Source organism: Pandoraea apista (genome assembly GCF_001465595.2).
GTDB classification, from domain to species: Bacteria; Pseudomonadota; Gammaproteobacteria; order Burkholderiales; family Burkholderiaceae; genus Pandoraea; species Pandoraea apista.
The window spans coordinates 1,084,186-1,108,443 of the sequence record NZ_CP013481.2; the positions used below are offsets into that span (position 1 = coordinate 1,084,186).

General features: G+C 62.1%; 23 protein-coding genes. 18 read left to right on the forward strand and 5 right to left on the reverse strand.

What is annotated here, in order from left to right; translation table 11 throughout:
- Positions 1 to 38 precede the first annotated feature (38 nt).
- From AT395_RS05030 to AT395_RS05040, 3 genes are all read right to left on the reverse strand, one after another.
- Entirely contained in the window at positions 39 to 926 is an 888-nt protein-coding gene (locus AT395_RS05030) for a hypothetical protein (RefSeq protein WP_048627916.1), read from the reverse strand.
- A gap of 65 nt (positions 927 to 991) precedes the next feature.
- Positions 992 to 2,119, reverse strand: a complete 1,128-nt coding sequence (gene moaA / locus AT395_RS05035) for a GTP 3',8-cyclase MoaA (RefSeq protein ID WP_042112846.1) — start codon at positions 2,117 to 2,119, stop codon at positions 992 to 994.
- 300 nt (positions 2,120 to 2,419) lie between these two features.
- Positions 2,420 to 5,713: an Rne/Rng family ribonuclease gene (locus AT395_RS05040; protein WP_048627915.1), complete on the reverse strand. Its 3,294-nt coding sequence runs from the start codon at positions 5,711 to 5,713 to the stop codon at positions 2,420 to 2,422.
- Between the two features lie 620 nt (positions 5,714 to 6,333).
- On the opposite strand from AT395_RS05040, the gene AT395_RS05045 reads away from it, so the two are divergent.
- From AT395_RS05045 to AT395_RS05060, 4 genes are all read left to right on the forward strand, one after another.
- On the forward strand, positions 6,334 to 7,338 hold the full coding sequence (locus AT395_RS05045; RefSeq protein WP_042112843.1) for an RluA family pseudouridine synthase: 1,005 nt from the start codon (positions 6,334 to 6,336) through the stop codon (positions 7,336 to 7,338).
- Positions 7,325 to 7,987 (forward strand): HAD family hydrolase, encoded by a 663-nt coding sequence (locus tag AT395_RS05050; protein ID WP_042112840.1) that lies wholly within the window; start codon positions 7,325 to 7,327, stop codon positions 7,985 to 7,987. Before AT395_RS05045 ends, AT395_RS05050 begins: the two co-directional genes overlap by 14 nt.
- On the forward strand, positions 7,984 to 8,397 hold the full coding sequence (locus tag AT395_RS05055) for a Rieske (2Fe-2S) protein (protein ID WP_042112839.1): 414 nt from the start codon (positions 7,984 to 7,986) through the stop codon (positions 8,395 to 8,397). The genes AT395_RS05050 and AT395_RS05055 overlap by 4 nt, the downstream gene beginning before the upstream one ends.
- A gap of 62 nt (positions 8,398 to 8,459) precedes the next feature.
- Positions 8,460 to 9,512, forward strand: a complete 1,053-nt coding sequence (locus AT395_RS05060) for a S49 family peptidase (protein WP_048627914.1) — start codon at positions 8,460 to 8,462, stop codon at positions 9,510 to 9,512.
- An 82-nt stretch (positions 9,513 to 9,594) separates the two neighbouring features.
- On the opposite strand, the gene AT395_RS05065 is transcribed toward AT395_RS05060, so the two are convergent.
- Both AT395_RS05065 and AT395_RS05070 read right to left on the reverse strand, forming a co-directional pair.
- Positions 9,595 to 10,311: an SAM-dependent methyltransferase gene (locus tag AT395_RS05065; protein WP_048627913.1), complete on the reverse strand. Its 717-nt coding sequence runs from the start codon at positions 10,309 to 10,311 to the stop codon at positions 9,595 to 9,597.
- Positions 10,308 to 10,928: a Maf family nucleotide pyrophosphatase gene (locus tag AT395_RS05070; RefSeq protein WP_048627912.1), complete on the reverse strand. Its 621-nt coding sequence runs from the start codon at positions 10,926 to 10,928 to the stop codon at positions 10,308 to 10,310. Before AT395_RS05070 ends, AT395_RS05065 begins: the two co-directional genes overlap by 4 nt.
- A 177-nt stretch (positions 10,929 to 11,105) precedes the next feature.
- Here AT395_RS05070 and AT395_RS05075 point away from each other — a divergent pair, with 177 nt between their 5' ends.
- The 14 genes from AT395_RS05075 (at position 11,106) to lepA (ending at position 24,254) form a co-directional block, all read left to right on the forward strand.
- Positions 11,106 to 11,708: a YceD family protein gene (locus AT395_RS05075; RefSeq protein ID WP_082117648.1), complete on the forward strand. Its 603-nt coding sequence runs from the start codon at positions 11,106 to 11,108 to the stop codon at positions 11,706 to 11,708.
- 128 nt (positions 11,709 to 11,836) lie between these two features.
- Positions 11,837 to 12,016 carry a 50S ribosomal protein L32 gene (gene rpmF / locus AT395_RS05080; RefSeq protein ID WP_039375606.1) on the forward strand — a complete coding sequence of 60 codons (180 nt, stop codon included), beginning with the start codon at positions 11,837 to 11,839 and terminating at the stop codon, positions 12,014 to 12,016.
- Between the two features lie 118 nt (positions 12,017 to 12,134).
- The gene (gene plsX / locus AT395_RS05085) at positions 12,135 to 13,187 is read left to right on the forward strand and encodes a phosphate acyltransferase PlsX (protein WP_042112830.1); all 1,053 of its coding nucleotides are present in this window, start codon (positions 12,135 to 12,137) and stop codon (positions 13,185 to 13,187) included.
- A gap of 38 nt (positions 13,188 to 13,225) precedes the next feature.
- Positions 13,226 to 14,215 carry a beta-ketoacyl-ACP synthase III gene (locus AT395_RS05090; RefSeq protein WP_042112828.1) on the forward strand — a complete coding sequence of 330 codons (990 nt, stop codon included), beginning with the start codon at positions 13,226 to 13,228 and terminating at the stop codon, positions 14,213 to 14,215.
- Positions 14,216 to 14,353: 138 nt separating this feature from the next.
- On the forward strand, positions 14,354 to 15,283 hold the full coding sequence (gene fabD / locus AT395_RS05095; RefSeq protein WP_048627911.1) for an ACP S-malonyltransferase: 930 nt from the start codon (positions 14,354 to 14,356) through the stop codon (positions 15,281 to 15,283).
- A 29-nt stretch (positions 15,284 to 15,312) separates the two neighbouring features.
- Positions 15,313 to 16,062: a 3-oxoacyl-ACP reductase FabG gene (fabG, locus tag AT395_RS05100; RefSeq protein ID WP_048627910.1), complete on the forward strand. Its 750-nt coding sequence runs from the start codon at positions 15,313 to 15,315 to the stop codon at positions 16,060 to 16,062.
- 136 nt (positions 16,063 to 16,198) lie between these two features.
- Positions 16,199 to 16,438 (forward strand): acyl carrier protein, encoded by a 240-nt coding sequence (acpP, locus tag AT395_RS05105; protein WP_042112821.1) that lies wholly within the window; start codon positions 16,199 to 16,201, stop codon positions 16,436 to 16,438.
- Positions 16,439 to 16,582: 144 nt separating this feature from the next.
- Complete coding sequence (gene fabF, locus AT395_RS05110) at positions 16,583 to 17,821, forward strand: beta-ketoacyl-ACP synthase II (protein ID WP_042117348.1); 1,239 nt, start codon at positions 16,583 to 16,585, stop codon at positions 17,819 to 17,821.
- Positions 17,822 to 17,989: 168 nt separating this feature from the next.
- Positions 17,990 to 18,589: an RNA polymerase sigma factor RpoE gene (rpoE, locus tag AT395_RS05115; protein ID WP_010805230.1), complete on the forward strand. Its 600-nt coding sequence runs from the start codon at positions 17,990 to 17,992 to the stop codon at positions 18,587 to 18,589.
- Positions 18,590 to 18,627: 38 nt separating this feature from the next.
- A complete protein-coding gene (locus tag AT395_RS05120) occupies positions 18,628 to 19,329 on the forward strand; it encodes a sigma-E factor negative regulatory protein (protein ID WP_072632778.1) in 702 nt (233 codons plus the stop codon).
- Positions 19,330 to 20,388, forward strand: a complete 1,059-nt coding sequence (locus tag AT395_RS05125; RefSeq protein ID WP_052765415.1) for a MucB/RseB C-terminal domain-containing protein — start codon at positions 19,330 to 19,332, stop codon at positions 20,386 to 20,388.
- A 130-nt stretch (positions 20,389 to 20,518) separates the two neighbouring features.
- The gene (locus AT395_RS05130; RefSeq protein WP_052765414.1) at positions 20,519 to 22,003 is read left to right on the forward strand and encodes a DegQ family serine endoprotease; all 1,485 of its coding nucleotides are present in this window, start codon (positions 20,519 to 20,521) and stop codon (positions 22,001 to 22,003) included.
- Positions 22,004 to 22,016: 13 nt separating this feature from the next.
- Complete coding sequence (locus AT395_RS05135) at positions 22,017 to 22,262, forward strand: glutaredoxin family protein (protein ID WP_042112816.1); 246 nt, start codon at positions 22,017 to 22,019, stop codon at positions 22,260 to 22,262.
- Positions 22,263 to 22,448: 186 nt separating this feature from the next.
- Complete coding sequence (gene lepA / locus AT395_RS05145) at positions 22,449 to 24,254, forward strand: translation elongation factor 4 (protein WP_042112813.1); 1,806 nt, start codon at positions 22,449 to 22,451, stop codon at positions 24,252 to 24,254.
- Positions 24,255 to 24,258 lie beyond the last annotated feature (4 nt).

Below are 24,258 nucleotides of genomic sequence, written 5' to 3' on the forward strand. Positions count from 1 at the left end.
GGGTGGAATTCCTGCTCGGTGGGAACGTCTTGGCGTCGCTAGGAACGGTTCAACCCGATGACGCGGCCATTGGCATCGAACCAGACCGCACCGTCACCCAGCATCACCCCCTGATCGCGGGCGAACATCAGCCGCGGGACAGCCGCGCCGATCGTGCGAACGTAGCCGTCGGTAAATATCTCGTTATAGCGTGCGAGCAACGACTTCGGGTTCCGAAGGATCAATGTTTTGCCGCGCAGCGACACATGCAGTGGATAGCGAATGGATTGTGCGACGACGTCACGGCGGTCGTCGAGCACCCCTTTCCGGAACTGCGTCGCTGCACGGTTGACCGTTTCATCGTCGTTCACGCCGGCAACCCCGTAGAGATGGTCGATCTTGCCGCTCTGAATGCTCGTGAGCGCCAGTTCGAACGGCACCGAACGTCCGCTGCGCAAATCCTTCCATTGACCGGAAATCACCTCGCAGGTGGACGACGCGCCGCGTTGGCGATTCACGTCATCATTAGAGGAAAACTCGCCTTCGAACGTGGCGCGCGGCATGCCGCCTGCGTCAAATTCGGTCAGTTGCAGGCGCGATCTGGCTTCCAGTTTCCCCGTGAGATAGGTATCGCTTTGCGACGAGGCGTTGGCATAGCGACCCTCAAGCTTGCCGCCGGACGTAGGACGCAACACCAGCCGCAACGGATTGCGTTCGCCAAGTTGACCGCTATAGGTCATCAAATGGTTCGCGATGTCGCGGTTGGACGGATCGCAATCCGCATGCGCAGTGGAGGGGGCGAACGCACTCAGCAGCAGCGTGAGGGCGCTCAGGCTTGCGACGATCAGGCGCCGGGGCCGACGAAGCGCGTCAAGACGTGACGCAGCACGTTGGGAAGCCAGCAGAGAGTCTCGGACGCGGTGAGCGCCCGGGGCAACAGGAATCATGTGTCGAGAAAGAATTCGATAGTTCGAAAGCGTGCGGACGAGCGAACAGGCAAGACGCTGGACGTTCAACCGCCGATGTAGGACATCTCCACTTTCGGTGGTGCGTCTTCAGGCAGGCCGGTGGCCGCCGTACGCAATGCTGAGTACCGGTCGGTGCGACCTCGCCAGATGTCGCCGATGACGGTCGAGATCTGCGCGTCGCTCGCGCCGTTGCGCAGCAACGTGCGCAGGTCGTATCCGGCGCTGGCGAACAGACACAGGTACAACTTGCCTTCGGTAGACAGGCGTGCCCGGGAACAAGTGCCGCAAAAAGCGCGCGTGACCGACGAAATGACGCCGACTTCGCCGCCGCCATCGCGATATTGCCAGCGCTGTGCGGTCTCGCCGGGGTAGTTCGGTTCGAGCGGTTCGACCGGCAGCACCTCGTTTATGCGGGCGATGACGCTGGCCGATGGCAGCACTTCGTCCATGCGCCAGCCGTTCGACGTCCCCACATCCATGTACTCGATGAAACGCAACACCACGCCGCTACCGTGGAAATGCCGTGCCATGGGTACGATTTCGCTATCGTTAGTGCCATGCTTGACGACCATGTTGACCTTCACCGGGCCCAGGCCGACGTGCTGCGCTTGCGCAATGCCTTCGAGTACGTTGGCGACCGGAAAGTCGACATCGTTCATTTGCCGGAAGATCGTGTCATCAAGACTGTCCAGGCTGACCGTCACGCGCGTGAGACCCGCATCCTTGAGCGATTGTGCACGGCGCGCGAGTAACGATCCGTTGGTCGTGAGCGTAATGTCGAGCGGTTTGCCTGACGGCGTGCGCAACCGGGCCAGCATTTCGATGAGCCGTTCGATGTGCTTGCGCAGCAGCGGCTCGCCGCCGGTCAGCCGCAGCTTCTCGACGCCATGCTCGACGAACAGGCGCGCGGCACGCTCGATTTCTTCGAAAGACAGCAGGGACGATTGCGGAAGGAAGGTGTAATCCTTGTCGAACACCTCCTTCGGCATGCAATAAACACAGCGGAAGTTGCAACGATCGGTCACCGAGATTCGCAGGTCGTGCAACGGCCGCGCCAGCGCATCTTCGAGATGGCCGGTCGCCGCGCGCACTTGTGCGGGAATCTGCGGGGAGTGCGCTGCATAACGTGCGTCGCCACGCAGATCGGTGAGTCGGATGATCGTTTCAGTCATGGTGGGGCCTTAGCTTGCGTCTCCATTCTAACGAATTGGGCCGTTGGCCGCCGATGCCCGCCATTGGGACGTCGGATATCGGTACTGCGGCGTTCGTTGGGGGACGTCAAGCCTGTACTACGCCACAAGATACGGACGGGGGTGCGGCAGCACAAGTCGGGACAACGCGGGGTTGCGGGGGGAAAGGCTATCCCCATCATGCAAAAAAGGAGGCCGAAGCCTCCTTTTCTGGCATCACTTAACGTTGGGCGGCGCCTTGCCGTGAGGCACGAACCGCCCGAACGTCAAGCGCGGGACACGTTATGCAACGTGATCCGACGAGGTGCGCGTTTCCACTTGCTCCATCGGACCGCTGTTGATCGGCGTGGCAGGACGGCGCTCGCGTCGCACTTGCGGTGCCGGTGCGGCTTGTGCGGCGGCTTCCTTGGCGGCGCGATGCTTGTCGGCGTCCGTGTGGACCCAGACCAGACCAACGCTTGCCAGCGTCGATTCCAGTGCACTGCGCTCCAGCGTCGGTGCGACGGCCACCGGGGCCGGTGTCTGCGTCACGACTTCCGTGGCCGCGGCTGCGGCTTCCGGTACGACCGGCATGGCTTGCACCGGTGCAGCGGACGGGGCGGCCGAAGCCGGAGCCGGAGCCTGTGCCGGCTTCACCGTCTCGATCATCTGAACCGGCGCGACGGGCGCTGCGGCTTGCGCAGGTGCCGTCGGGGCAGGGCGGATGTCTGCCGGAGCACTGGCGGTGGCAGCGGTCGCAGCGATCTCGGTCAACGCGTCGGCAGGCACCGAGGGCTGAGCCGGGCTCGGCGTTGCCGCCGGCAGCGGTGCGCTGACCGGCGGAACTACCGGTGCCGCGGCCACTTCAGCCGTGGGCAGCGGCGTCACGTTGACCGGAGCGATCGGTTCGGCGATCACGTGGGCCGGGACTTCCGGCGTTGCGGCCGGTGCGGCTTCGCTTACGGTAACGGCCGGTGCTGCGGCAACCGGAGCTTCCGTTTGCACGGCGTGAATCTGAGCAGGCGCAGGCGCCGGCTCGGCTTGCACGGCAGGTGCCGGCGCCGGAGTGAGCGGGACGCTCGCCGGAATCGCCGGCGCTGCCGTGCGGACCGGAGCTTCGATCACTGCGGTGTCGCTGGCGGCACTGGCGTCGTTCGCCACCGGGGCGCGCACGCCTCCGATGTCATCCGACGCAGCGCTTTCCGCGTGTTCGCCATCGGCATGCTGTTGCTGCTCATTCGCTTCGCGCTCACGACGGCCGCCACGACGACCGCGACGACGGCTGCGACGGCGCTCTTCACCACCTTGCTCGCCTTCTTCGCTTGCGGAGACCGTTGCGCCGTCTTCGACTTGCGCCGTCAGACGATCCTGCTCAAGTTCTTCATGCTCGGCGGCGAGCGGTGCGGCAGCTTGTGCCACGCGTTGCGGTGCGGCTTGCTGGCCGTCGACGCCTTCCGGCTGGCGACGTTCGCGGCGCTCGTTGCGGTCGCGACGGTTACCGCGTTCGCGGCCTTCGCGCGGCTCGCGGCCCTCTTCGGCACGCACGTCCTGTGCGGGCTGACGCTGGGTGTCGTCGCGCTCACGCTTGTCGCGGCCTTCCTGACGCTCATTGCGTTCGCCGCGCTCAGCACGCTCGGCGCGCTCTGCACGTTCCGGGCGCGCACCACGACCCTCGCGCCCTTCACGCCCTTCACGCGCCGGTTGGCCGGCGGTGTCCTTGCCCGACTTGTTGTCGTCGCGGGCGTTGCCACGGCGATTGCGGTTTTGCTGATGCGGACGGTCATGACGCTCACGCGGCGGGCGAGCGGTCGGCTTGGCAGGCTCTTCGACCTTGACCGGTGCCGGTGCGGCCGGCTCAAGACCCAGCAAGCGCTTCACGAAACCGATGAAGCCGCCGCTGCGTGCGGGGGCTGCGGCGGCCGGTGCCACGGCAGCGACAGGTTCCGGACGCGGTTGCGCAGCCGGAGCCGGTTGCTCGGGCGTGATGCCCTTGACGGCGGCTTCCTGACGCGGACGCACGTCTTCTTTCTTCTTGCTGTAACCCGCCGGATCGTCTTCCAGCGCGCGAGCGGCTTCCTCGGCGAGTGCATAGCTGGCCTTCGGGGCATCGAGACGCGGATCGTCGAAGCGCAGGCGTTCGAGCTTGTAGTGCGGCGTTTCGAGATGCTTGTTCGGGATCAGCAGCACGCCAACCTTGAAGCGCGCTTCGATCTTGTTGATTTCCTGACGCTTTTCGTTGAGCAGGAACGCAGAAACCTCGACCGGCACCTGGCAGTGGATCGCTGCCGTGTGCTCCTTCATGGCTTCTTCCTGAATGATGCGCAGGACTTGCAGCGACGACGACTCGGCGTCACGGATGTGGCCGGTGCCGTTGCAACGCGGGCAGGTCACGTGCGTGCCTTCCGACAGCGACGGGCGCAGACGCTGACGCGACAGTTCCATCAGGCCGAAACGCGAAATCTTGCCCATCTGGACGCGGGCACGGTCGTGCTTGAGCGCGTCCTTGACCCGTTGTTCGACTTCGCGCTGGCTCTTGGCCGACTCCATGTCGATGAAGTCGATCACGATCAGACCGCCCAGATCGCGCAGGCGCAACTGGCGGGCCACTTCGTCGGCAGCTTCCAGATTGGTGCGAAGGGCCGTTTCCTCGATGTCGGCACCCTTGGTGGCGCGCGCCGAGTTGACGTCGATCGAGACCAGTGCCTCGGTGTGATCGATCACGATCGCGCCACCCGAGGGCAGCGGCACCTGACGCGAATACGCCGTTTCGATCTGGTGTTCGATCTGGAAACGCGAGAACAGCGGCACGTCGTCGCGATACTGCTTCACGCGGTTCAGGTGGTCGGGCATGACCACTTGCATGAAGTTGCGCGCCTGTTCGGCGATTTCTTCCGTATCGATGAGGATTTCACCGATGTCCGGCTGGAAGTAATCGCGGATGGCGCGAATCACGAGGCTCGACTCAAGGTAGATCAGCGCCGAGTCGCGCGGCAGTTCGATGTTGGCAGCGGCGCTTTCGACGGCGTGCCAGAGTTGCAGCAGATAGTTCAAGTCCCACTGCAGTTCTTCGGCCGAGCGCCCGATGCCTGCGGTGCGGGCGATGATGCTCATGCCTTCCGGCAGTTCGAGCTGCGCCATCGTTTCGCGCAGTTCCTGACGGTCTTCACCCTCGATGCGGCGCGATACGCCACCGCCACGCGGGTTGTTCGGCATCAGCACGAGGTAGCGGCCGGCCAGCGAGATGAACGTGGTCAGGGCAGCGCCCTTGTTGCCGCGCTCTTCCTTTTCGACCTGAACGATGAGTTCCTGACCTTCGGAGAGGGCGTCCTGAATGCGCGCATTGCGCACATCCGCCCCTTCGCGGAAGTACGCCCGGGCGACTTCCTTGAACGGCAGGAAGCCGTGGCGACCTTCACCGTAGTTGACGAAGCAAGCTTCGAGAGAGGGTTCGATACGGGTGATGACACCCTTGTAGATATTGCCTTTACGCTGTTCGCGGCCGGCCGTTTCGATATCGATATCGATGAGTTTCTGCCCATCGACAATTGCCACGCGCAGTTCTTCCTGCTGCGTGGCGTTGAACAACATGCGTTTCATGAAAACGACTCCCACCCGCCGCAGTTGCCAATGCGCAGTGCGTCGGGCACGTATCACTCGAGTTATCCAACACGCGAGGTTCGAGCCGGGGGTGGAAGAATTGCCGGGGGGTCCGGGCGATGAGGCCCACGGACGCAAAGGCGCCTGCGAATACGTTATCGCGCTCACCCGGGACCGCCGTGACACCGGAAAACTCCGGCCCAGCGCAGATCACTTCGGGCTTGCAGTCCATACCAATAGAAACTGGACGAGAAACTTCATCAGCGTTTTCTCGGGGCGCCTGCCGACACTTATTCTTCTTGTGACGGCGCCTCACTATGACTTTGTGCGCGAACAATATTCACAAAGCGATCAGCTCAAGTCATGTAACCCGGGCTGATCGCCAAAAAATTCTATAACCACCAACTCTATCCGCGTCCCGCGCGCTGCGACCGAAGCGGCCTATGGGCCCACTTCCTGCCGACGCTGCGTGACGTGCGTGCGCTCGCTGCTCCAGGGTCACCGGACGAGCAGCCTGCCCGGGGTGCTATAAAATACCGTTTTGAGGTACGCACCGACAGAGGTGGAGATTTGGCATGATTCCCGCTACCGCCATCTCTGTTGGGCAAATTATATTCATAATGAATGAGTTAGGCAAAAGTCGGCAGAAAATGGTTTCGCCGGCATCCACACCGCAGGTTCGGCTCGTCGAGATTGACGACGGTTCGGCCGGCCAGCGAATCGATAATTTTCTCCTGCGCGAATGCAAAGGCGTCCCGAAAAGCCATGTCTACCGAATCTTGCGTAGCGGCGAAGTCCGGGTAAATAAAGGACGTATAGACGCTTCCTATCGACTTGTTCTTGGCGATATCGTCAGAATTCCGCCTGTTCGCGTCGCGGCGCCTGCCGCCGAGGCGCCGGCCCATGTTCCTGCTGCCACCTTCCCGGTACTGTTCGAAGACGATTACCTGATGGCGATCGACAAGCCCGCGGGTGTCGCTGTGCATGGCGGGAGTGGCGTGTCGTTTGGCGTTATCGAGCAGTTGCGCCGCGCATTGCCGCATCTGAAGTTTCTCGAGCTGGTGCACCGTCTCGACCGTGAAACATCTGGCATTCTGCTACTCGCGAAAAAGCGGGCGGCGCTGGTCGGCATGCACGAGCAGATTCGCCACAACCGGATGGACAAGCGCTATCTGGCATGTGTCACCGGCGAATGGCACGATCGCCAGCGTGCAGTGAAAGCACCGTTGTATAAGTATGTAACGTCGGAGGGCGAGCGCCGCGTGCGCGTGCAGGAAGACGGCCAGGTCTCGCATACTGTATTTCGCATGGTGGAATCGCTGCCGCCCTATACGTTGCTTGAGGCGGAACTGAAAACGGGACGAACCCATCAGATTCGCGTTCACCTGGCGCATTGCGGTACGCCGATTGTGGGCGACGACAAGTACGGTGATTTCACGCTGAACAAGACACTCGCCCGTCCGGGCAGCCGGCCGGGTATCAAGCGGATGTTCCTGCACGCATGGCGGCTGAAGTTCACGCACCCTGTGTTGGACACGCCGATTGCGTTGCAAGCAGCGTTACCGCCAGAATGTGAGCAATTCCTGAATCAACTTCGAGGCGCTTCCGCCGATGCCAAGCCCTGAGTTTGACCTGGTCGTTTTCGACTGGGATGGGACGTTGATGGACTCGACGCCCACTATTACCCGTTGCATCCAGGCGGCCTGCCGCGATCTGGGGCTGCCCGTGCCGTCCGATGAAGTGGCGAGTCACGTGATCGGCCTTGGCCTGCGCGACGCGCTGCAAATGGCTGTGCCGTCGCTCGATCCGGCGCACTATCCGCGCTTGTCGGAGCGCTATCGCTTTCATTATTTGATAGGCGACAAGGAAACCGTTTTGTTTCCCGGGATTCGCGAGTTGTTAGACGAGTTGCGTTCGCGGGGACGTTTTCTGGCCGTGGCGACGGGGAAGTCGCGTGTCGGTCTGAACCGGGCGCTCGAAGCGGCGGGCCTGATGCGGATGTTCGACGCGACCCGTTGTGCCGACGAGACATTTTCGAAGCCGCATCCGGCGATGCTGCAAGAACTCACCCGCGAACTTGGCCAGGATCTGACCCGCACGGTCATGATCGGCGACACCACACACGATTTGCAGATGGCGCGCAGCGCCGGAACGTCAAGCGTGGCCGTTGCTTACGGCGGTGCGCATCCGCGCGAGCAACTGGTGGCGCTTGAGCCCGCATACTGTGCCGGGAGCGTGACGGAGTTGCGCGACTGGCTGCTGGAGCGGGTGTGAGCGAGCCCGTGCCCCTGCCAATCTGTCCCGGCTCTGCGCTTGAGGACGGCGGCCGCGGCATTCGTTTCGAGGTGCTCGTCAGCGGTCGTCGCACGCCTGCGTTCGTCGTTCGCTATGGCGGGCAGGTCTACGGTTACCTCAATCAGTGCGCGCATGTGCCGATGGAACTCGACTGGTCCGAGGGCCAGTTCTTCGAGACCTCCGGCTTATACTTGATGTGCGCTACGCATGGCGCGACGTACGAGCCCGATACCGGTCACTGCGTCGGCGGGCCATGTCGTGGCGGTGCCTTGCAACCGGTGCGCGTCGAAGAGCGACCCGTCGTGGATGATGCGAGCGGAGAGGCGCGGACAACCGTTGTCTGGTGGCCCGATGGGTACATCGAGGCCCCCGGGCCTTCGGCGCATTGACAGCACGCCATTCTGGTATCGATCGCATTTTTCGCCTTTTGCCCAAGTTCTCTGGATAACGTATGGCCGATTCTCTGCCGCCCGATTCGCCTCGCACCGAACCCGGTTTCCCGCCGTCTGGCGGGCGCCCTCCGTCAGGGGGCGGTGCCATGGGGCGCGATCCTCACGACGTGAAGCCGTGGGAGCGCGAAATGCTGGAAAAGGTATTGATGGCCGGCATTCGCGAGCAGCGCGCCGCACGTCGCTGGAAGATTTTCTTCCGTTTGCTTCTGCTGGCCATCTTCGCGCTCATCGTCTGGTCGGTTTTCGATTTTGATGGCAGCACAACGTCGGTCGGCTCGAGCTCCGGCAAGCACACGGCGCTCGTGACACTGAGCGGCGAGATTTCGCCCGACGGACAGGCGAGCGCCCAGAAAATTAACGCGGCGCTCGAGTCGGCTTTTGAAGATTCGTCGGCCGCAGGGGTGATCCTGCGGATCAATAGCCCGGGTGGCAGCCCGGTACAGGCCGGCATGATCTATGACGACATTGCGCGGTTGCGGGCGAAATACCCGAAGAAGCCGCTCTACGTCGTGGTCGAGGAGATTTGTGCCTCCGGCGGCTATTACGTCGCGGCGGCGGCCGACAAGATCTATGTGGACAAAGCGAGCATCGTCGGGTCCATTGGCGTGCTGATGGACGGTTTTGGCTTCACCGGGCTGATGGACAAGCTGGGGATCGAGCGGCGTTTGCTGACGGCCGGGCGCAATAAGGGCATTCTCGATCCGTTCTCGCCGCAGACCGAGCAGCAGAAAACGTATGCCCTCGACATGCTCGAGCAGGTGCATCAGCAGTTCATCGGCGCTGTGAAAAAGGGACGAGGCAATCGCCTCAAGGACGATCCGGACTTGTTCAGCGGCTTGTTCTGGACCGGTCAGCGTTCGATCGAACTTGGATTGGCAGACGGTCTCGGCACAGTCGATTCCGTTGCTCGCGATGTGCTCAAGGCCCCCGATCTCGTCGACTACACCGTCAAGGAAAACTTGCCCGAACGCGTGGCGCGGCGCTTTGGCGCGGCCGTCGGTGCGGCGGCCATGAAAACGATGATGATGGGCTCGGCCCTGTCGTTGAAGTAACGCTGGCGTCGCAAAAGAGACAAAACCCCACGGAAAGTCCGGTTTCCGTGGGGTTTGTGATTTTGACACCGGATTTTTGCTATTACTGGCCCAAAAACAGAAAAATCGCAGGTCGTTTATGCAGATCGACATCGGCCTGAGGCCATCCCCTGACCCGGTGCGTGACGATCTGCTCCGCCTCTTGCGTGACGTCCACCGCTACGCAAAGGAGGGTGGAGGCGTCGCAACTTTGCAGTAGCGCATCGAGCATGGCCTTGTTGCGATAGGGTGTCTCGATGAAGATCTGCGTCTGTTTTTCCTTGCGCGAGCGCTGTTCCAGTTCGCGCAGCCGCTTCGTGCGCTCGGCGGCATCTGTCGGCAAATAGCCGTGGAACGCGAAGCTCTGTCCGTTCAGGCCGCTGGCCATCAGCGCGAGAAGAATCGAACTTGGGCCGACGAACGGGACGACACGTACGCCTTTCTCGTGGGCGCGTCGTACCAGTAGCGCGCCGGGGTCCGCTACCGCCGGACAACCCGCTTCGGACACGAGGCCACCATCTGCGCCAGCGAGAATCGGCGCGAGCAGCGCGTCAATAGCCGCATCCGGCGTATTGACGTTCAATTCGCGGATATCGATTTCCTGAATCGGTGTGGTCACGCCGGCGAGCTTCAGAAACGCCCGAGTGCTTTTGGCTTGTTCGCCGACGAAGTACTTCAGCCCTGCCGTGACGGCGCGAACCTCCTCTGGGAGCACGGCGGGCAGACCGCCGCGGGTGTTCGCGCCAAGTGTATTCGGGATCAGATACAGCGTGCCGCTCATGCTGATGCTCCCGTCGTGCCGGGGCCCGGCAGGGGGATGCTGGCCTTCATCAGCATGCTCGTCAGCGCGATCAACGGCAGGCCGATAAGCGCGGTCGGATCGTCGTTTTCGATGGTTTCGAGCAGCATGATGCCGAGCCCCTCCGACTTGGCGCTGCCGGCGCAGTCGTAAGGTGTCTCGGCGTGAAGGTAGGCGGCGAGTACGTCGTCGGGCAGGTTGCGGAACTTCACGCGCGTTACCACGTCTGTGGCTTGGCTTTGGCCGCTGCGCGCGTCGTAGACGCATAGGGCTGAGTGAAATTCGACAACTTTGCCGCGCATGTCGCGTAACTGCGACATAGCGTTCTCGAAATTGCCGGGTTTGCCGATCTGGCGACCTTCGAAGGTCGCCACCTGATCGGAGCCGATGATCACGGCGCCCGGTTGGCGCTCGGCGACGGCCGCGGCCTTCAGACGTGCCAGCCGCAGCGAGGTGTCGTGCGGCGTTTCGCCGGGCGCGGGGGTTTCGTCGATGTCCGGGACGTCGACCGAAAACGGCAGGCGCAGGCGCTCGAGCAGTTCGCGGCGATAACGCGATCCGGATGCCAGGATCAGCGGTGGCAGGGGGTGTGCGATCATCGGGTTTAAGTGTTTGACGAGAAACGAAAAACTATTTAGAATTCACGGCTTTTGCAATCTGGCGCTCGGTCCCGCCAGTCTGCGCGATACCGGTTCGAACGCTAGGAAATGGCGTCAGATCAAGGCGCTGCGGGTGGCAAGGGACGTTGAAAAGCAGTCAGATGCGCCAAGGCAAGGATGAGCGTGATGAACGAATATATCGTCGATCTGTTCGAATTCGCGCGTACCGGCCGGGTGGCGGAAGGTGACGTGCAACTTGCGGCGTTGCCGCGCATGGTAACCGAAGTGCCTGCTGAAGTCTCGGCGTCGCGGCGTACAGAGGGCGTATTCCACTGGCGTGCCGAGGGGGCTGAAAAGCAGGTGCTGCGTGCGGATGGCAAGCCCACCGTGGCCCAGTTCCTGACGCTCTCGGTGCAGGGCCCGATGTGGCTCGAGTGCCAGCGGTGCCTCACGCCGTACCAGGAGCCGCTCGATTCGGAAACGACTTTCGAGATCGTGCGCGACGAAGCCGCGGCGGAAAATCGCCCCCTCGACGAAGACGAACTCGAGGCGCTGGTGGGCTCCAAACATTTCGATTTGCGTGAGCTGATCGAAGAAGAATTGCTGTTGGCTTTGCCGATCGTGCCAAAACATGAGGTTTGTCCGAGTGTGCACGAGAGCCTGGCCACGGGGGAAGACGGGCTGGCTGAGCCGGTTCCGGAACCCGAGGAAGAGGATAAGCCGTCTCCGTTCGCGGCGCTGGCAGCGCTCAAGCGCTCGCCGGACAAGGACGGAAAGTAATGTGCGGCCGGGTTTCCGGCTCACCAAAGTACATGTTTGCGTTAGTCGCACAGGTCGGGCCGACAGGCCGACACCGTAGGGCGGCGCTCGAACTGTGTTAAAATTTCGCGATATTTTGAGGAGTTATCATGGCCGTTCAACAGAACAAGAAGTCGCCGTCGAAGCGCGGCATGCACCGTTCGCACGATTTCCTGACCGCACCGGCAACCGCCGTTGAGCAGACGTCGGGTGAAACGCATCTGCGTCACCACATCTCGCCGAACGGTTTCTACCGTGGTCGCAAGGTCATCAAGACCAAGAACGACTAACTCGGCCTCCCAGGCGACACGCGCCCATCATGGCGCTGTTTGATCGTCCGATGTGGCAAAAGCGGCACTTATCCTTCCGCTTTTTTTGTTACCTGTACCGCAAGCCAATCACGTCGACATGACAGTCACCCTGACGATCGATTGTATGGGCGGGGATCACGGCCCATCGGTGACGGTGCCGGCCGCGGTTCACTTCGTGCAATCCACCGACGATGTCGAACTTGTGCTGGTCGGACAGCAGGAGATCATTAACGCGCAGCTCGCGAAGCTGCGTGTGACGGATCACCCGCGCCTGTCCGTGGTCAATGCCAGCGAAGTCGTCGCCATGGACGACTCCGTCGAGACCGCCCTGCGCAGGAAGAAAGACTCCTCGATGCGCGTGGCGCTGAATCTGGTCAAGGAAGCGCGCGCGCAGGCGTGCGTTTCCGCCGGGAATACCGGTGCGCTGATGGCCGTCTCGCGCTATGTGCTCAAAACGCTGCCCGGTATCGAGCGGCCCGCCATTGCGACGGTGCTGCCGAACGAGAAGGGCGGCTACACCACGATGCTCGATCTGGGCGCGAACGTGGACTGCGAGCCGACCCACCTTCTGCAATTCGCCGAAATGGGCCACGCCCTTGTGGCGGCGGTCGACGGCAAGGACCGTCCGTCGATCGGCCTGCTCAACATCGGCGAAGAAGTCATCAAAGGCAACGACGTTATCAAGCAGGCCGGCGAATTGCTGCGCGGCTCAACGTTGAACTTTTACGGCAACGTGGAAGGTAACGACATTTATCGCGGCACAACCGACATCGTTGTGTGTGATGGATTTGTCGGCAACGTCGCGCTCAAGACCTCCGAAGGCCTGGCACAAATGCTTGGCGACATGATTCGCGAAGAGTTCACCCGCACGTGGTGGACGAAAGTGATCGCTGTCGTCGCGCTGCCGATTCTCACCCGCTTCAAGAACCGCGTCGATCATCGCCGTTACAACGGCGCCGCGTTGCTCGGATTGCGTGCGCTCGTGATCAAGAGCCACGGCTCGGCCGATGCCTACTCGTTTGAATGGGCTATCAAACGCGGCTATGATGCAGTTCGCAATGGTGTGCTGGACCGTCTGTCGCACGCCATGGAAGAGAATCAGACTCAGCTCCGGGACAACAAGCCGGTGAGCGCCATTCCAGCGCTTTGATGCCGGCGGCTGCTCTTGGCGCCCTAACCGATCATAAGATGACCCAGTCCGCGATTTATTCCCGTGTCGTTGGTACCGGCAGTTACCTGCCGGCGCGACGCGTGACCAATCAGCAGTTGGCCGACGAGCTTGCTACCCGCGGCATCGAGACGAGCGACGAGTGGATCGTTGCACGTACCGGTATCAAGGCGCGCCATTTCGCGGCCCCCGATCAGACGAGCAGCGACATGGCGGTCGAAGCCGCGAAGCGTGCGCTCGACATGGCGGGCCTGAACGCTGAGCAGCTCGACCTGATTCTGGTCGCCACGTCGACACCCGACTTCGTGTTTCCGAGCACTGCCTGCCTTGTGCAGCACAAGCTCGGCATCAAGAACGGTTGTGCCGCGTTCGACATTCAGGCGGTCTGCTCCGGTTTCGCCTATGCCATGGCGACGGCCGATAACTTCATTCGCTCCGGCGCGTATCGCAACGTGCTGGTGATCGGCGCCGAAACGTTCTCGCGCATTCTCGATTTCAACGACCGTACAACCTGCGTGCTGTTTGGCGACGGCGCAGGCGCTGTCGTGCTGCAAGCGTCAAGCGAGGCAGGCATTCTGTCGACCGCGCTGCATGCAGACGGCAGTCATTCGAACATTCTGTGCGTGCCGGGTAATGTGAGTGGTGGCGCCGTGCAGGGCGAGGCGTTCCTCTATATGGATGGCCAGGCGGTATTCAAGCTGGCCGTGAAAGTGTTGGAAAAAGTGGCCCACGAGGCCCTTGAGAAGGCTGGATTGGATCAGTCGGCGATCGACTGGCTGATTCCGCATCAGGCCAATCTGCGCATCATGTCGAGCACGGCCCGCAAGCTGGGGCTTTCGGAAGAGAAGATGGTCGTAACCGTCGACCAGCACGGCAATACCTCTGCCGCTTCGATTCCGCTCGCGCTCGACGTCGCGGTTCGCGACGGGCGCATCAAGCCGGGCCAGAACGTCATGATCGAAGGCGTGGGTGGCGGCTTTACGTGGGGCGCGGTGCTTTTCCGCATGTAAGTGCCCCGGCGCCGGAGCGTCACGCGTATTGGCGGTGTTCTTTTGGAGCGCTGCGCGTCGTAACGCTCCTGCGCGCGTCATGCCGGCGCGCGACAATGCGCCGCAATGTTTCTGAATCTGACTGCAAAACCAGGCGCTATGACATTCGCTTTCGTTTTCCCGGGACAAGGGTCCCAATCGGTGGGCATGCTCGACGTGTTCGCGGACAACGCCGTAGTGCGCGAGACCCTCGCCGAAGCTTCGGATGCCCTCGGGCAGGATATGGCCAAGCTGATCGCCGCTGGCCCTGCCGAAGCGCTCAACCTCACCACCAACACGCAGCCCGTGATGCTCACCGCCGCCTACGCGATGTATCGCGCGTGGCTGGCCGAGGGAGGCGCCAAACCCGCATTCGTGGCGGGGCACAGCCTCGGTGAATACACGGCGCTGGTCGCTGCCGGCGTGATTGCATTCAAGGATGCTTTGCCACTGGTGCGCTTCCGCGCGCAGGCCATGCAGGAAGCCGTGCCCGTTGGGCAGGGGGGCATGGCGGCCATTCTGGGGTTGGACGACGACACTGTGCGTAATGTCTGCGCCGAGGCGTCGGCGGCGGGTGTGGTCGAGGCGGTCAATTTCAATGCGCCGGCGCAAGTCGTGATTGCCGGTGCCAAGGCGGGCGTGGAGAAGGCTTGCGAACTGGCCAAGGCGGCCGGTGCGAAGCGAGCCCTCGTGCTGCCGGTTTCGGCGCCATTCCACTCGTCGCTGCTCAAGCCGGCGTCGGATCGTCTGCGCGAGTATCTGGCCGATGTCACGTTCAGCGCACCGCAGATCCCGCTCGTCAATAACGTCGATGTGTCTGTCGAGACCGACGTGGCGCGCATCAAGGACGCGCTGGTGCGCCAGGCGGCCGCGCCGGTGCGTTGGGTCGAGTCGGTGAAGTGGCTTGCCGCGCAAGGCGTGACGCAAGTGGTCGAGTGCGGGCCGGGCAAGGTGCTGACCGGCCTGACCAAGCGCATTGACGGCAATCTCACGGGGCTGGCGATCACGGATCCGGCGTCGCTCGCCGACGTGCGTGCCCAACTCTCGTAAGTAACAGAATAGGCAGGGGTATTTCTCTCATGAGCAAGCAACTCGACAACCATGTGGCACTGGTGACCGGCGCCTCGCGCGGCATCGGTCGTGCCATTGCCCTCGAACTCGCTCGCCAGGGCGCAACGGTCGTGGGCACCGCCACCAGCGACGCTGGCGCACAGAGCATCAGCGATTACTTCGCGGTCGAGGGCGTGACGGGCAAGGGCATCGTTCTGAACGTGACGGACGCCGAAGGCGTGGCCGCTGCGCTCGACGATATTCTCAAGCAGTACGGCAAGCTCGACATCCTCGTCAATAACGCCGGCATCACGCGCGATAACCTCGCCATGCGGATGAAGGACGATGAGTGGGACGACGTAATCGATACGAACCTCAAGGCGATTTTCCGTCTGTCGCGTGCAGTCATCAAGCCGATGATGAAGGCGCGTAGCGGCCGGATCATCAACGTGACCTCGGTTGTCGGCTCGGCCGGTAACCCGGGCCAGGCCAACTACGCGGCTGCCAAGGCGGGGGTTGCCGGCATGTCCCGTTCGCTGGCCGCCGAGATCGGCAGCCGAAACATCACCGTGAACTGCGTCGCACCGGGGTTCATCGACACCGATATGACGAAGGCACTGGGCGACGCACAGCAAGAAACGCTCAAGGCGCGCATTCCGCTGGGCCGTCTCGGTGCGCCGGAAGATATTGCCAATGCGGTGGCATTCCTTGCGTCTCCGCAGGCGGGCTACATCACCGGCACGACGCTTCACGTGAATGGTGGCATGTTCATGAATTAAGGGATGATCGTGAAAATTGTGCTGGATTTGCGCAATTTTGAGCGATATTGAACATTATTTGGCGCAGGCTAACTTTGCTTGGCAAACCTGTTAAAATGCGCGCACTTGTCTGAACTAACTACCCCGGAGGGTTTGAATGGATAACATTGAGCAACGCGTCAAGAAGATCGTCGCGGAACAACTTGGCGTGAACGAAGCCGACGTCAAGAACGAATCCAGCTTTGTGAACGATCTCGGCGCTGACTCGCTCGACACGGTTGAGCTGGTGATGGCACTGGAAGAAGAATTCGAAACGGAAATCCCGGACGAAGAAGCCGAAAAGATCACCACGGTGCAACAGGCCATCGATTACGTTCAGGGCAATCAGAAGGCCTAAGGGCCGGCGAATCGCCTGGACGGCCGGGGTGCCGACCCGGTTCCCGGCGCCAGGTATGCCTGTCAGCCGTAGGGAGCACAGGGGCGGACCCTGTTGCCTCTGTGGCTTTTGTTTTGTATGACCCAGCAGAAGAAGGGGAGTATCGTGAGTCGTCGTCGCGTCGTCATTACCGGTCTGGGCCTGATCTCGCCGGTCGGCAACACTGTTGCCGAAGGTTGGAAAAATCTGGTCGAAGGCCGTTCGGGCATCGCCAACATCACGAAGTTCGATGCGAGCAACCATCGGGTGCACTTCGCGGGAGAAGTCAAAGACTTCGACACCGAGAAGTACATTTCCGCCAAGGAAGCCCGCCGTATGGATACGTTTATCCATTACGGGCTGGCTGCCGGTATTCAGGCGTTCGAGGATAGTGGTCTGCAGATCACCGAGCAGAACGCGGAGCGCGTTGGCGTGCTGGTCGGATCGGGAATCGGCGGTCTGCCGATGATCGAAGATACCGATAAGGCGCTTATCGAGGGCGGTCCGCGCAAGATCTCCCCGTTCTTCGTGCCGGGCTCGATCATCAACATGATCTCCGGCCATCTGTCGATCAAGTACGGTCTGAAGGGGCCGAACCTGGCGATCGTCACCGCTTGCACGACCGGTCTGCACTGTATCGGTCAGGCCGCGCGCATGATCCAGTATGGCGACGCCGACGCGGTGCTCGCCGGTGGTGCCGAATCGACGGTGTCGCCGCTGGGCATTGGCGGTTTCGCGGCCATGAAGGCACTCTCGGAGCGAAATGACGATCCGGCGACGGCCAGCCGTCCGTGGGACCGTGATCGCGACGGTTTCGTGCTGGGCGAAGGCGCCGGCGTGATGATGGTCGAAGAGTACGAGCACGCCAAGGCGCGCGGCGCGAAGATTTATGCCGAGCTGACCGGCTTCGGCATGAGCGCCGATGCGTACCACATGACCGCGCCGTGCGAAGACGGCGACGGCGCACTGCGTGCCATGACGAATGCGCTTCGCGACGCCGGTGTCAACGCCGATAAGGTGAACTATGTGAATGCGCACGGCACGTCGACCCCGCTGGGCGACATTGCCGAGACGGTTGCGGTCAAGCGCCTGATGGGCGATGCCGCAAAGTCGGTCGTGGTGAACTCAACCAAGTCGATGACCGGTCACCTGCTGGGTGGCGCGGGCGGCCTGGAGTCGGTGTTTACCGTGCTGGCCGTTCATCACCAAAAGTCGCCGCCGACGATCAATATCTTCAATCAGGACCCCGCTTGCGACCTGGATTACTGCGCAAATGTGGCTCGCGACATGAAAATTGATGTCGCATTGAAGAACTCTTTCGGATTCGGCGGGACTAACGGCACGCTGGTCTTCCAGCGCGTCTAAGTTCGCGGGACGCCGCGCAGGCGTCCCGTCCCGCTGACCCACGCTCCGGTGAGTGTGCCCGGGCGTGCGGCGTCAAAGACACTTCCAAGCCGTGGCAGCGAGTGCTGCCGTGGTGCAATCGGGCTCGATAAGGGCCTGGCAGCCAGAGAAAATACGGATCCAAATCAGGTGAGTGAACGAGAAATCGACCAAGCGCTCGTCGAGCGCGTGCAAAAAGGCGACAAAGCCGCCTTCGAGCTATTGGTCGCGAAATATCACCGCAAGATCATCCGCCTCGTATCGCGGCTCGTACGCGACGCCGCCGAGGTCGAGGATGTGACGCAGGAGGCCTTTATCAAGGCCTACCGTGCCTTGCCGCAGTTTCGCGGTGAGTCGGCGTTCTATACCTGGCTGTATCGTATTGCTGTTAACACGGCGAAGAATCACCTGGCTACACAGGGACGCCGTGCACCGACTTCGACTGAAGCGAACGCTGAAGAAGCGGAAACTTTTGCCGAGGCCGATCAACTAAGGGATATCAACACGCCTGAGTCGATGCTGATGAGCAAGCAGATTGCTCAAACGGTCAACACAGCGATGGAGGCTTTGCCCGATGAACTTCGAACGGCAATTACCCTGCGGGAAATCGAGGGTTTGAGCTACGAAGAGATCGCCGAAGCCATGGGGTGCCCGATCGGAACGGTCCGTTCGCGAATTTTCCGGGCGCGTGAAGCGATTGCCAGCCGGCTCCGGCCGCTGCTGGACACGCCTGACGGTAAGCGCTGGTGAGCGCGCCGCCGGGAAAGTTATTTTCGTTGGGGGATATCATGGGATCAGCGACGGTGCAAACGCAGCGGGGGCTGCAAGCCGAGCGGATTTCCGCGTTAATGGACGGGGAATTCGATTCGGGCGAACTGGCCGCTCTGCTGGACGAGGCTGACACCTCTGGCCGGCCTCTGTGGGACGATTACCATCTGATCGGCGACGCGCTGCGTTCCGATGAACTGACGCTACCGCGTTCGGAGTCGGCCTTTATGGCTTCCTTCGCCGCACGTCTTGACGCTGAGCCGCATCTGCTCGCGCCGGCTGCACTGGCCGACACCCAGGCCGGCGCCGCACAGGCTGCCAAGGCTGGGGGCTCGCGAGTCGCTCGCATCAACCCGTTCCTGCGCGTACGCCGCGTGTTGCCGACGGCGGCGGCTGCCGCCGCGGTGGCTGCGTTGTCGTGGGTCGTGGTGCCGCGTTTGCAGGATCATCCGGCAGGTGGCGCACAAACCCAGGTGCTCGCTCAGAGCGCCGCACCGGCGGCGGTAGCTGGCGGTTCGAGCCTCACTCGCGTCGCGCTTGCGCAGCAGCCCCAAGCGGCTGTGGCGGCCAACGGCGCGAGCGACGCTGCTCCGAACGATCTGATCGTGCTGCGCGATGCGCGTCTCGACCAGTATCTGGCGGCGCACCAGCAATACGCCCCGACCCCTATCGGCCAGAGCGTTTCCCCTTATATGCGAGCCTCGGCGCAAGCGGACGAATAAATGCAGCGCCTGAGTATCGAATCCTTGCCGCGTGCGCCCATCGGGCGCACTTTCTTCCTGTTCGCTTTCCTGCTGGCGACCACGCTGCAATCGCAGGCGTGGGCACAGGCTTCCGCACCGACGGTCGATCCACTGATCGAGCGGCGCGAAGTCAGCGCGTGGCTTAACAAGATCCATCGCGCGGCACAGACGCAAAACTACATTGGCACCTTCGTTTACCAGCGTGGTTCTACCATGCGTTCGTCGAAGATCAGTCACTTCGCCGACAAGGGTAACGAGTACGAGGAGCTCGAGACGCTGGATGGACGTCAGCGCCGCATTCTTCGTCAGAACGAAGATGTCTACACGCTCATTCCCGAGCAGAAGACTGTCTTCCAGGAAAAGCGCGAGAGCAAGGATTCGTTCCCTGCCCTGCTTGCTACGCCCAATCGCGATGTCCTCGATTTCTACGCGCCGAAGGTGCTGCCCAACGAACGGATGGCGGGCTTCGACTGCATGGTGATCGAGCTCACGCCGAAAGACGAATACCGTTTCGGCTATCGGTTGTGGGCTGACCGCAATACGGGACTGCTGCTGCGTGCCCAGACCCTCGATGCGGAAGGCCATTTGCTCGAGCAGGCGGCGTTCTCGCAGATCTCGATCGGCGTGCCGAGCGAGAAGGCGCGTATCGTACATGCGATTCAGGCCACGCATGGCTGGCACGTCATCAAGCCGCAGATTACAGCGGTACGACTGTCCGACGCCGGCTGGAGCATCGACATCGACAAGAAGGTACCGGGATTCAAGGCGGTGCGTGAAGTGCGTCGAACGATGCGTTCTACGGTCGACGGGAAACCGCTGGAGGTCCAGCAGGTGGTATATTCCGACGGCATGGCGGGACTTTCGGTGTTTATCGAGCCGGCCACGCGTGAACGCAAGGAAGGCCACGGCAACGCCGGCGCGACGAACATCCTCATCAAGCGCTACGGCGATTACTGGCTGACCTTGCTCGGCGAAGTGCCGCAGGCCACCTTGCAGCAGTTCGCTTCCAGCATCGAGTACAAACAGCCGGCGAAGTGACCGGCTGTCGGGTGGGCCGCGACCGGCAACGGTGTGGCCCGGGCAGCGAGGTGCATATCAGACGCGATGCCGTGTCGGGTGCCGGACTGCCCTCAGGAATTCCGAGACTATCGCGTACCACGATCTTCCAATGAAGAAGACTCTCCTGCTTCGTGTCATCCTCGGCGGCGCCATTGCCGCTCAATTGGCGGGAGCGCCTGCCGCCTTTGCCGCACCGGCCTCGGCGTCGACCGCACCGCTCGTTACCAATCTTCCCGATTTCACCCAACTCGTCGACCGTGTCGGCCCGGCTGTCGTGAATATTCGGACGACCGAGCGCGTTAGCCGCAATCAGCGTGGCTTGCCGCCCGGTATGGACGACGACATGGCGGAACTGTTCCGCCGGTTCTTCGGTGTTCCGATGCCACAGCCCGGGCCGAAGGGCGGCACGCCGCGGCGCGGTCAGCCGCAGCCGGACGAGGAACAGAACAGCGGTGTCGGGTCGGGCTTCATCGTCTCGGCCGACGGCTACATTCTGACCAATGCGCACGTTGTCGACGGCGCCGACAGTATTTACGTCACCCTCACCGATAAGCGCGAGTTCAAGGCAAAACTGGTCGGCGCAGACAAACGCACCGACGTGGCCGTGGTCAAGGTCGAGGCCAAGGATCTGCCGACCGTGCCGGTGGGGGATTCCAACAAGCTGCGTGTCGGCGAGTGGGTCGTGGCGATCGGTTCGCCGTTCGGTCTGGAAAATACGGTGACGGCGGGCATTGTGTCCGCCAAGGGCCGAGATACCGGCGATTACTTGCCGTTCATCCAGACGGACGTGGCCGTCAACCCGGGCAATTCGGGCGGCCCGCTCATTAACATGCGCGGCGAGGTCGTGGGCATCAACTCGATGATCTACAGCCAGACCGGCGGCTTCATGGGCATTTCGTTTGCGATTCCGATTGACGAGGTCATGCGCGTCGCCGACCAGCTCAAGAAGAGCGGTAAGGTGGTGCGGGGCCGGATCGGCGTGGCGATCAGCGAGGTCAGCAAGGATGTGGCCGATTCGCTGGGTCTGCCGCGTGCGCAGGGTGCGCTGGTACGCAGCATCGAACCGGGCAGTCCGGCCGAGAAGGCTGGCGTGCAGCCGGGCGACATCATCATGAAGTTCGAAGGCCGAGCCGTCGATCACGCGACGGATCTGCCGCGTATGGTCGGCGAGACGAAGCCGGGTTCGACTGCCACGTTGCAAGTGCTGCGCAAGGGCAAGAACCAGGATCTGCGCATCACCATCGCGGAAGCGGACACCGATACGCCGAAGGCGTCGAAGGCGCAGAGTGGTAGCGCCGATACCCCGCATCCGAATGCGCTGGGCCTGGTGGTCTCCGATCTCACCGATGCGCAGAAGAAGGACATGAAGTTGCGCGGTGGCGTGCAGGTGGAACTGGCCGAAGGTCCGGCGGGCCGGGCCGGTTTGCAGCAGGGCGACATCATCCTGCGAGTGGGTGACGCCGACATCGTCAGCGCGAAGCAGTTCGAGGACGTGGTCAAGGCGCTGGATCCCAAGCGCCTCGTGCCGATTCTCGTGCGTCGCGGCGATGCCACGCAATTCGTGCCGCTGCGCCCGCGCGCACCCGGCAAGTAATACCGGCTGCATCATGACCGCGCCGGCGCTGACCCTCTACGGCCGCAAGTGGTGTCATCTTTGCGATGACATGCTGGCGGCGCTGGAGGCAATGCGCCCGGCGTGGAATTTCTCGGTGACGGTCGTTGATGTCGACAGCGACCCGGCGCTTGAGGCGCAGTACGATGAGATCGTGCCGGTGCTTGCATTGGGCGGGCGCGAGTTGTGCAGGTACCGTTTCGACGAAGCGGCGGTCGCTGCCGCATTGCAATCGGATTGACGTTACGCCAGACCCATTCCCCGAACGACCTCAGAACCCTCCCGCCATTTCCGATCTGGCGCCGTGATCCGCGCGATTCCAGACGGAATCGGTGCACTTTCGGCTAAAATGTCGTGTTTGCCGATTCTCTCGAAAGCCGCTGCCGAGCCGAATCCGATGGCACCGACTTTTCTATAGCCCCGCCTCATGGACCATATTCGCAATTTTTCGATCATCGCCCACATCGACCACGGGAAATCTACCCTGGCCGATCGCATCATCCAGTTGAGCGGCGGTTTGTCCGATCGTGAAATGGAATCCCGAGTTCTTGACTCGATGGACCTTGAGCGTGAGCGTGGCATTACCATCAAGGCACAGACGGCCGCGCTGCAATACAAAGCACGCGACGGCAAGATCTACAACCTGAACCTTATCGATACGCCGGGACACGTCGACTTCTCGTACGAAGTGAGCCGCTCGCTGTCCGCATGCGAAGGCGCGCTGCTCGTGGTCGACGCCTCGCAGGGCGTGGAAGCGCAGACCGTGGCGAATTGCTACACGGCAATCGAACTGGGTGTGGAAGTCGTGCCGGTGCTCAACAAGATCGATCTGCCGTCTGCCGAGCCGGAAAACGCAATTCAGGAAATCGAGGACGTCATCGGTATCGAGGCTGTCGACGCCGTGCGCTGCTCGGCCAAGACGGGCTTCGGCGTGGAAGACGTGCTGGAATCGCTGATCGCCAAGGTGCCGCCGCCCAAGGGTGACGCGAGTGCCCCGCTGCAGGCGCTGATCATCGACTCGTGGTTCGACAACTACGTGGGCGTGGTGATGCTCGTGCGCGTGGTGAACGGCACGCTCAAGCCGAAGGAAAAGATTCAGTTGATGGCCACCGGCGCCACGTATCCGGTCGAGCAGGTCGGCGTGTTCACGCCGCGCTCCCAGCAGCGCGAGTCGCTGTCGGCCGGTCAGGTGGGCTTCATCATCTCCGGTATCAAGGAACTGCACGCGGCGAAGGTCGGCGACACCGTGACCCACGCCGTTACCACCACGACCAAGCCTGCGCCGGAACCGCTGCCGGGTTTCAAGGAGGTCAAGCCGCAGGTCTTCGCCGGTCTCTACCCGGTCGAGGCGAACCAGTACGACGCGCTGCGCGAATCGCTCGAAAAGCTCAAGCTCAACGACGCTTCGCTGCAATACGAGCCGGAAGTCTCGCAAGCGCTCGGCTTCGGTTTCCGCTGCGGCTTCCTCGGCCTGCTGCACATGGAAATCGTGCAGGAACGTCTGGAACGCGAGTTCGACATGGACCTCATCACCACGGCGCCGACCGTGATCTATGAGGTGATCGAGCGCGACGGCACGCTGACCACGGTGGAAAACCCGTCGAAGATGCCGGACCCGGGCCGCATTGAAGAAATTCGCGAGCCGATCGTCACGGTCAACCTGTATATGCCGCAGGAATATGTGGGTGCCGTGGTCACGCTGTGCCAGCAAAAGCGCGGTGTACAGATCGACATGCAATATCACGGCCGTCAGGTTCGTCTGATTTACGAAATTCCGATGGCCGAAATCGTGCTCGACTTCTTCGATCGTCTGAAGTCGGTGTCGCGCGGCTATGCGTCGATGGACTACGAGTTCAAGGAATACCGTTCGTCGGACGTGGTCAAGGTCGACATGCTGATCAACGGCGACAAGGTCGATGCGCTGTCGATCATCGTGCACCGCTCGGAGAGTCGCCGCCGCGGCAATCAGGTGGCAGCGAAGATGCGCGAAATCATCCCGCGTCAGATGTACGATGTGGCGATTCAGGCGGCCATTGGCGCGAACATCATTGCGCGTGAAAACATCAAGGCACTGCGTAAAAACGTGCTGGCGAAATGCTATGGTGGCGACATCACGCGTAAGAAGAAGCTGCTTGAGAAACAGAAGGAAGGTAAGAAGCGCATGAAGCAGGTGGGGAGCGTTGAGATTCCTCAGGAAGCGTTCCTTGCCATTTTGCAAGTCGAAGACAAATAACGTA

What these genes read in the sequence shown, in the direction of transcription:
- AT395_RS05030 (WP_048627916.1), bottom strand. Translation starts at nt 926, where the DNA reads ATGATTCCTGTTGCCCCGGGCGCTCACCGCGTCCGAGACTCTCTGCTG.
- moaA (WP_042112846.1), bottom strand. Translation starts at nt 2,119, where the DNA reads ATGACTGAAACGATCATCCGACTCACCGATCTGCGTGGCGACGCACGT.
- AT395_RS05040 (WP_048627915.1), bottom strand. Translation starts at nt 5,713, where the DNA reads ATGAAACGCATGTTGTTCAACGCCACGCAGCAGGAAGAACTGCGCGTG.
- AT395_RS05045 (WP_042112843.1), top strand. Translation starts at nt 6,334, where the DNA reads ATGAATGAGTTAGGCAAAAGTCGGCAGAAAATGGTTTCGCCGGCATCC.
- AT395_RS05050 (WP_042112840.1), top strand. Translation starts at nt 7,325, where the DNA reads ATGCCAAGCCCTGAGTTTGACCTGGTCGTTTTCGACTGGGATGGGACG.
- AT395_RS05060 (WP_048627914.1), top strand. Translation starts at nt 8,460, where the DNA reads ATGGCCGATTCTCTGCCGCCCGATTCGCCTCGCACCGAACCCGGTTTC.
- AT395_RS05065 (WP_048627913.1), bottom strand. Translation starts at nt 10,311, where the DNA reads ATGAGCGGCACGCTGTATCTGATCCCGAATACACTTGGCGCGAACACC.
- AT395_RS05070 (WP_048627912.1), bottom strand. Translation starts at nt 10,928, where the DNA reads ATGATCGCACACCCCCTGCCACCGCTGATCCTGGCATCCGGATCGCGT.
- AT395_RS05075 (WP_082117648.1), top strand. Translation starts at nt 11,106, where the DNA reads ATGAGCGTGATGAACGAATATATCGTCGATCTGTTCGAATTCGCGCGT.
- rpmF (WP_039375606.1), top strand. Translation starts at nt 11,837, where the DNA reads ATGGCCGTTCAACAGAACAAGAAGTCGCCGTCGAAGCGCGGCATGCAC.
- plsX (WP_042112830.1), top strand. Translation starts at nt 12,135, where the DNA reads ATGACAGTCACCCTGACGATCGATTGTATGGGCGGGGATCACGGCCCA.
- AT395_RS05090 (WP_042112828.1), top strand. Translation starts at nt 13,226, where the DNA reads ATGACCCAGTCCGCGATTTATTCCCGTGTCGTTGGTACCGGCAGTTAC.
- fabD (WP_048627911.1), top strand. Translation starts at nt 14,354, where the DNA reads ATGACATTCGCTTTCGTTTTCCCGGGACAAGGGTCCCAATCGGTGGGC.
- fabG (WP_048627910.1), top strand. Translation starts at nt 15,313, where the DNA reads ATGAGCAAGCAACTCGACAACCATGTGGCACTGGTGACCGGCGCCTCG.
- acpP (WP_042112821.1), top strand. Translation starts at nt 16,199, where the DNA reads ATGGATAACATTGAGCAACGCGTCAAGAAGATCGTCGCGGAACAACTT.
- AT395_RS05120 (WP_072632778.1), top strand. Translation starts at nt 18,628, where the DNA reads ATGGGATCAGCGACGGTGCAAACGCAGCGGGGGCTGCAAGCCGAGCGG.
- AT395_RS05125 (WP_052765415.1), top strand. Translation starts at nt 19,330, where the DNA reads ATGCAGCGCCTGAGTATCGAATCCTTGCCGCGTGCGCCCATCGGGCGC.
- AT395_RS05130 (WP_052765414.1), top strand. Translation starts at nt 20,519, where the DNA reads ATGAAGAAGACTCTCCTGCTTCGTGTCATCCTCGGCGGCGCCATTGCC.
- AT395_RS05135 (WP_042112816.1), top strand. Translation starts at nt 22,017, where the DNA reads ATGACCGCGCCGGCGCTGACCCTCTACGGCCGCAAGTGGTGTCATCTT.
- lepA (WP_042112813.1), top strand. Translation starts at nt 22,449, where the DNA reads ATGGACCATATTCGCAATTTTTCGATCATCGCCCACATCGACCACGGG.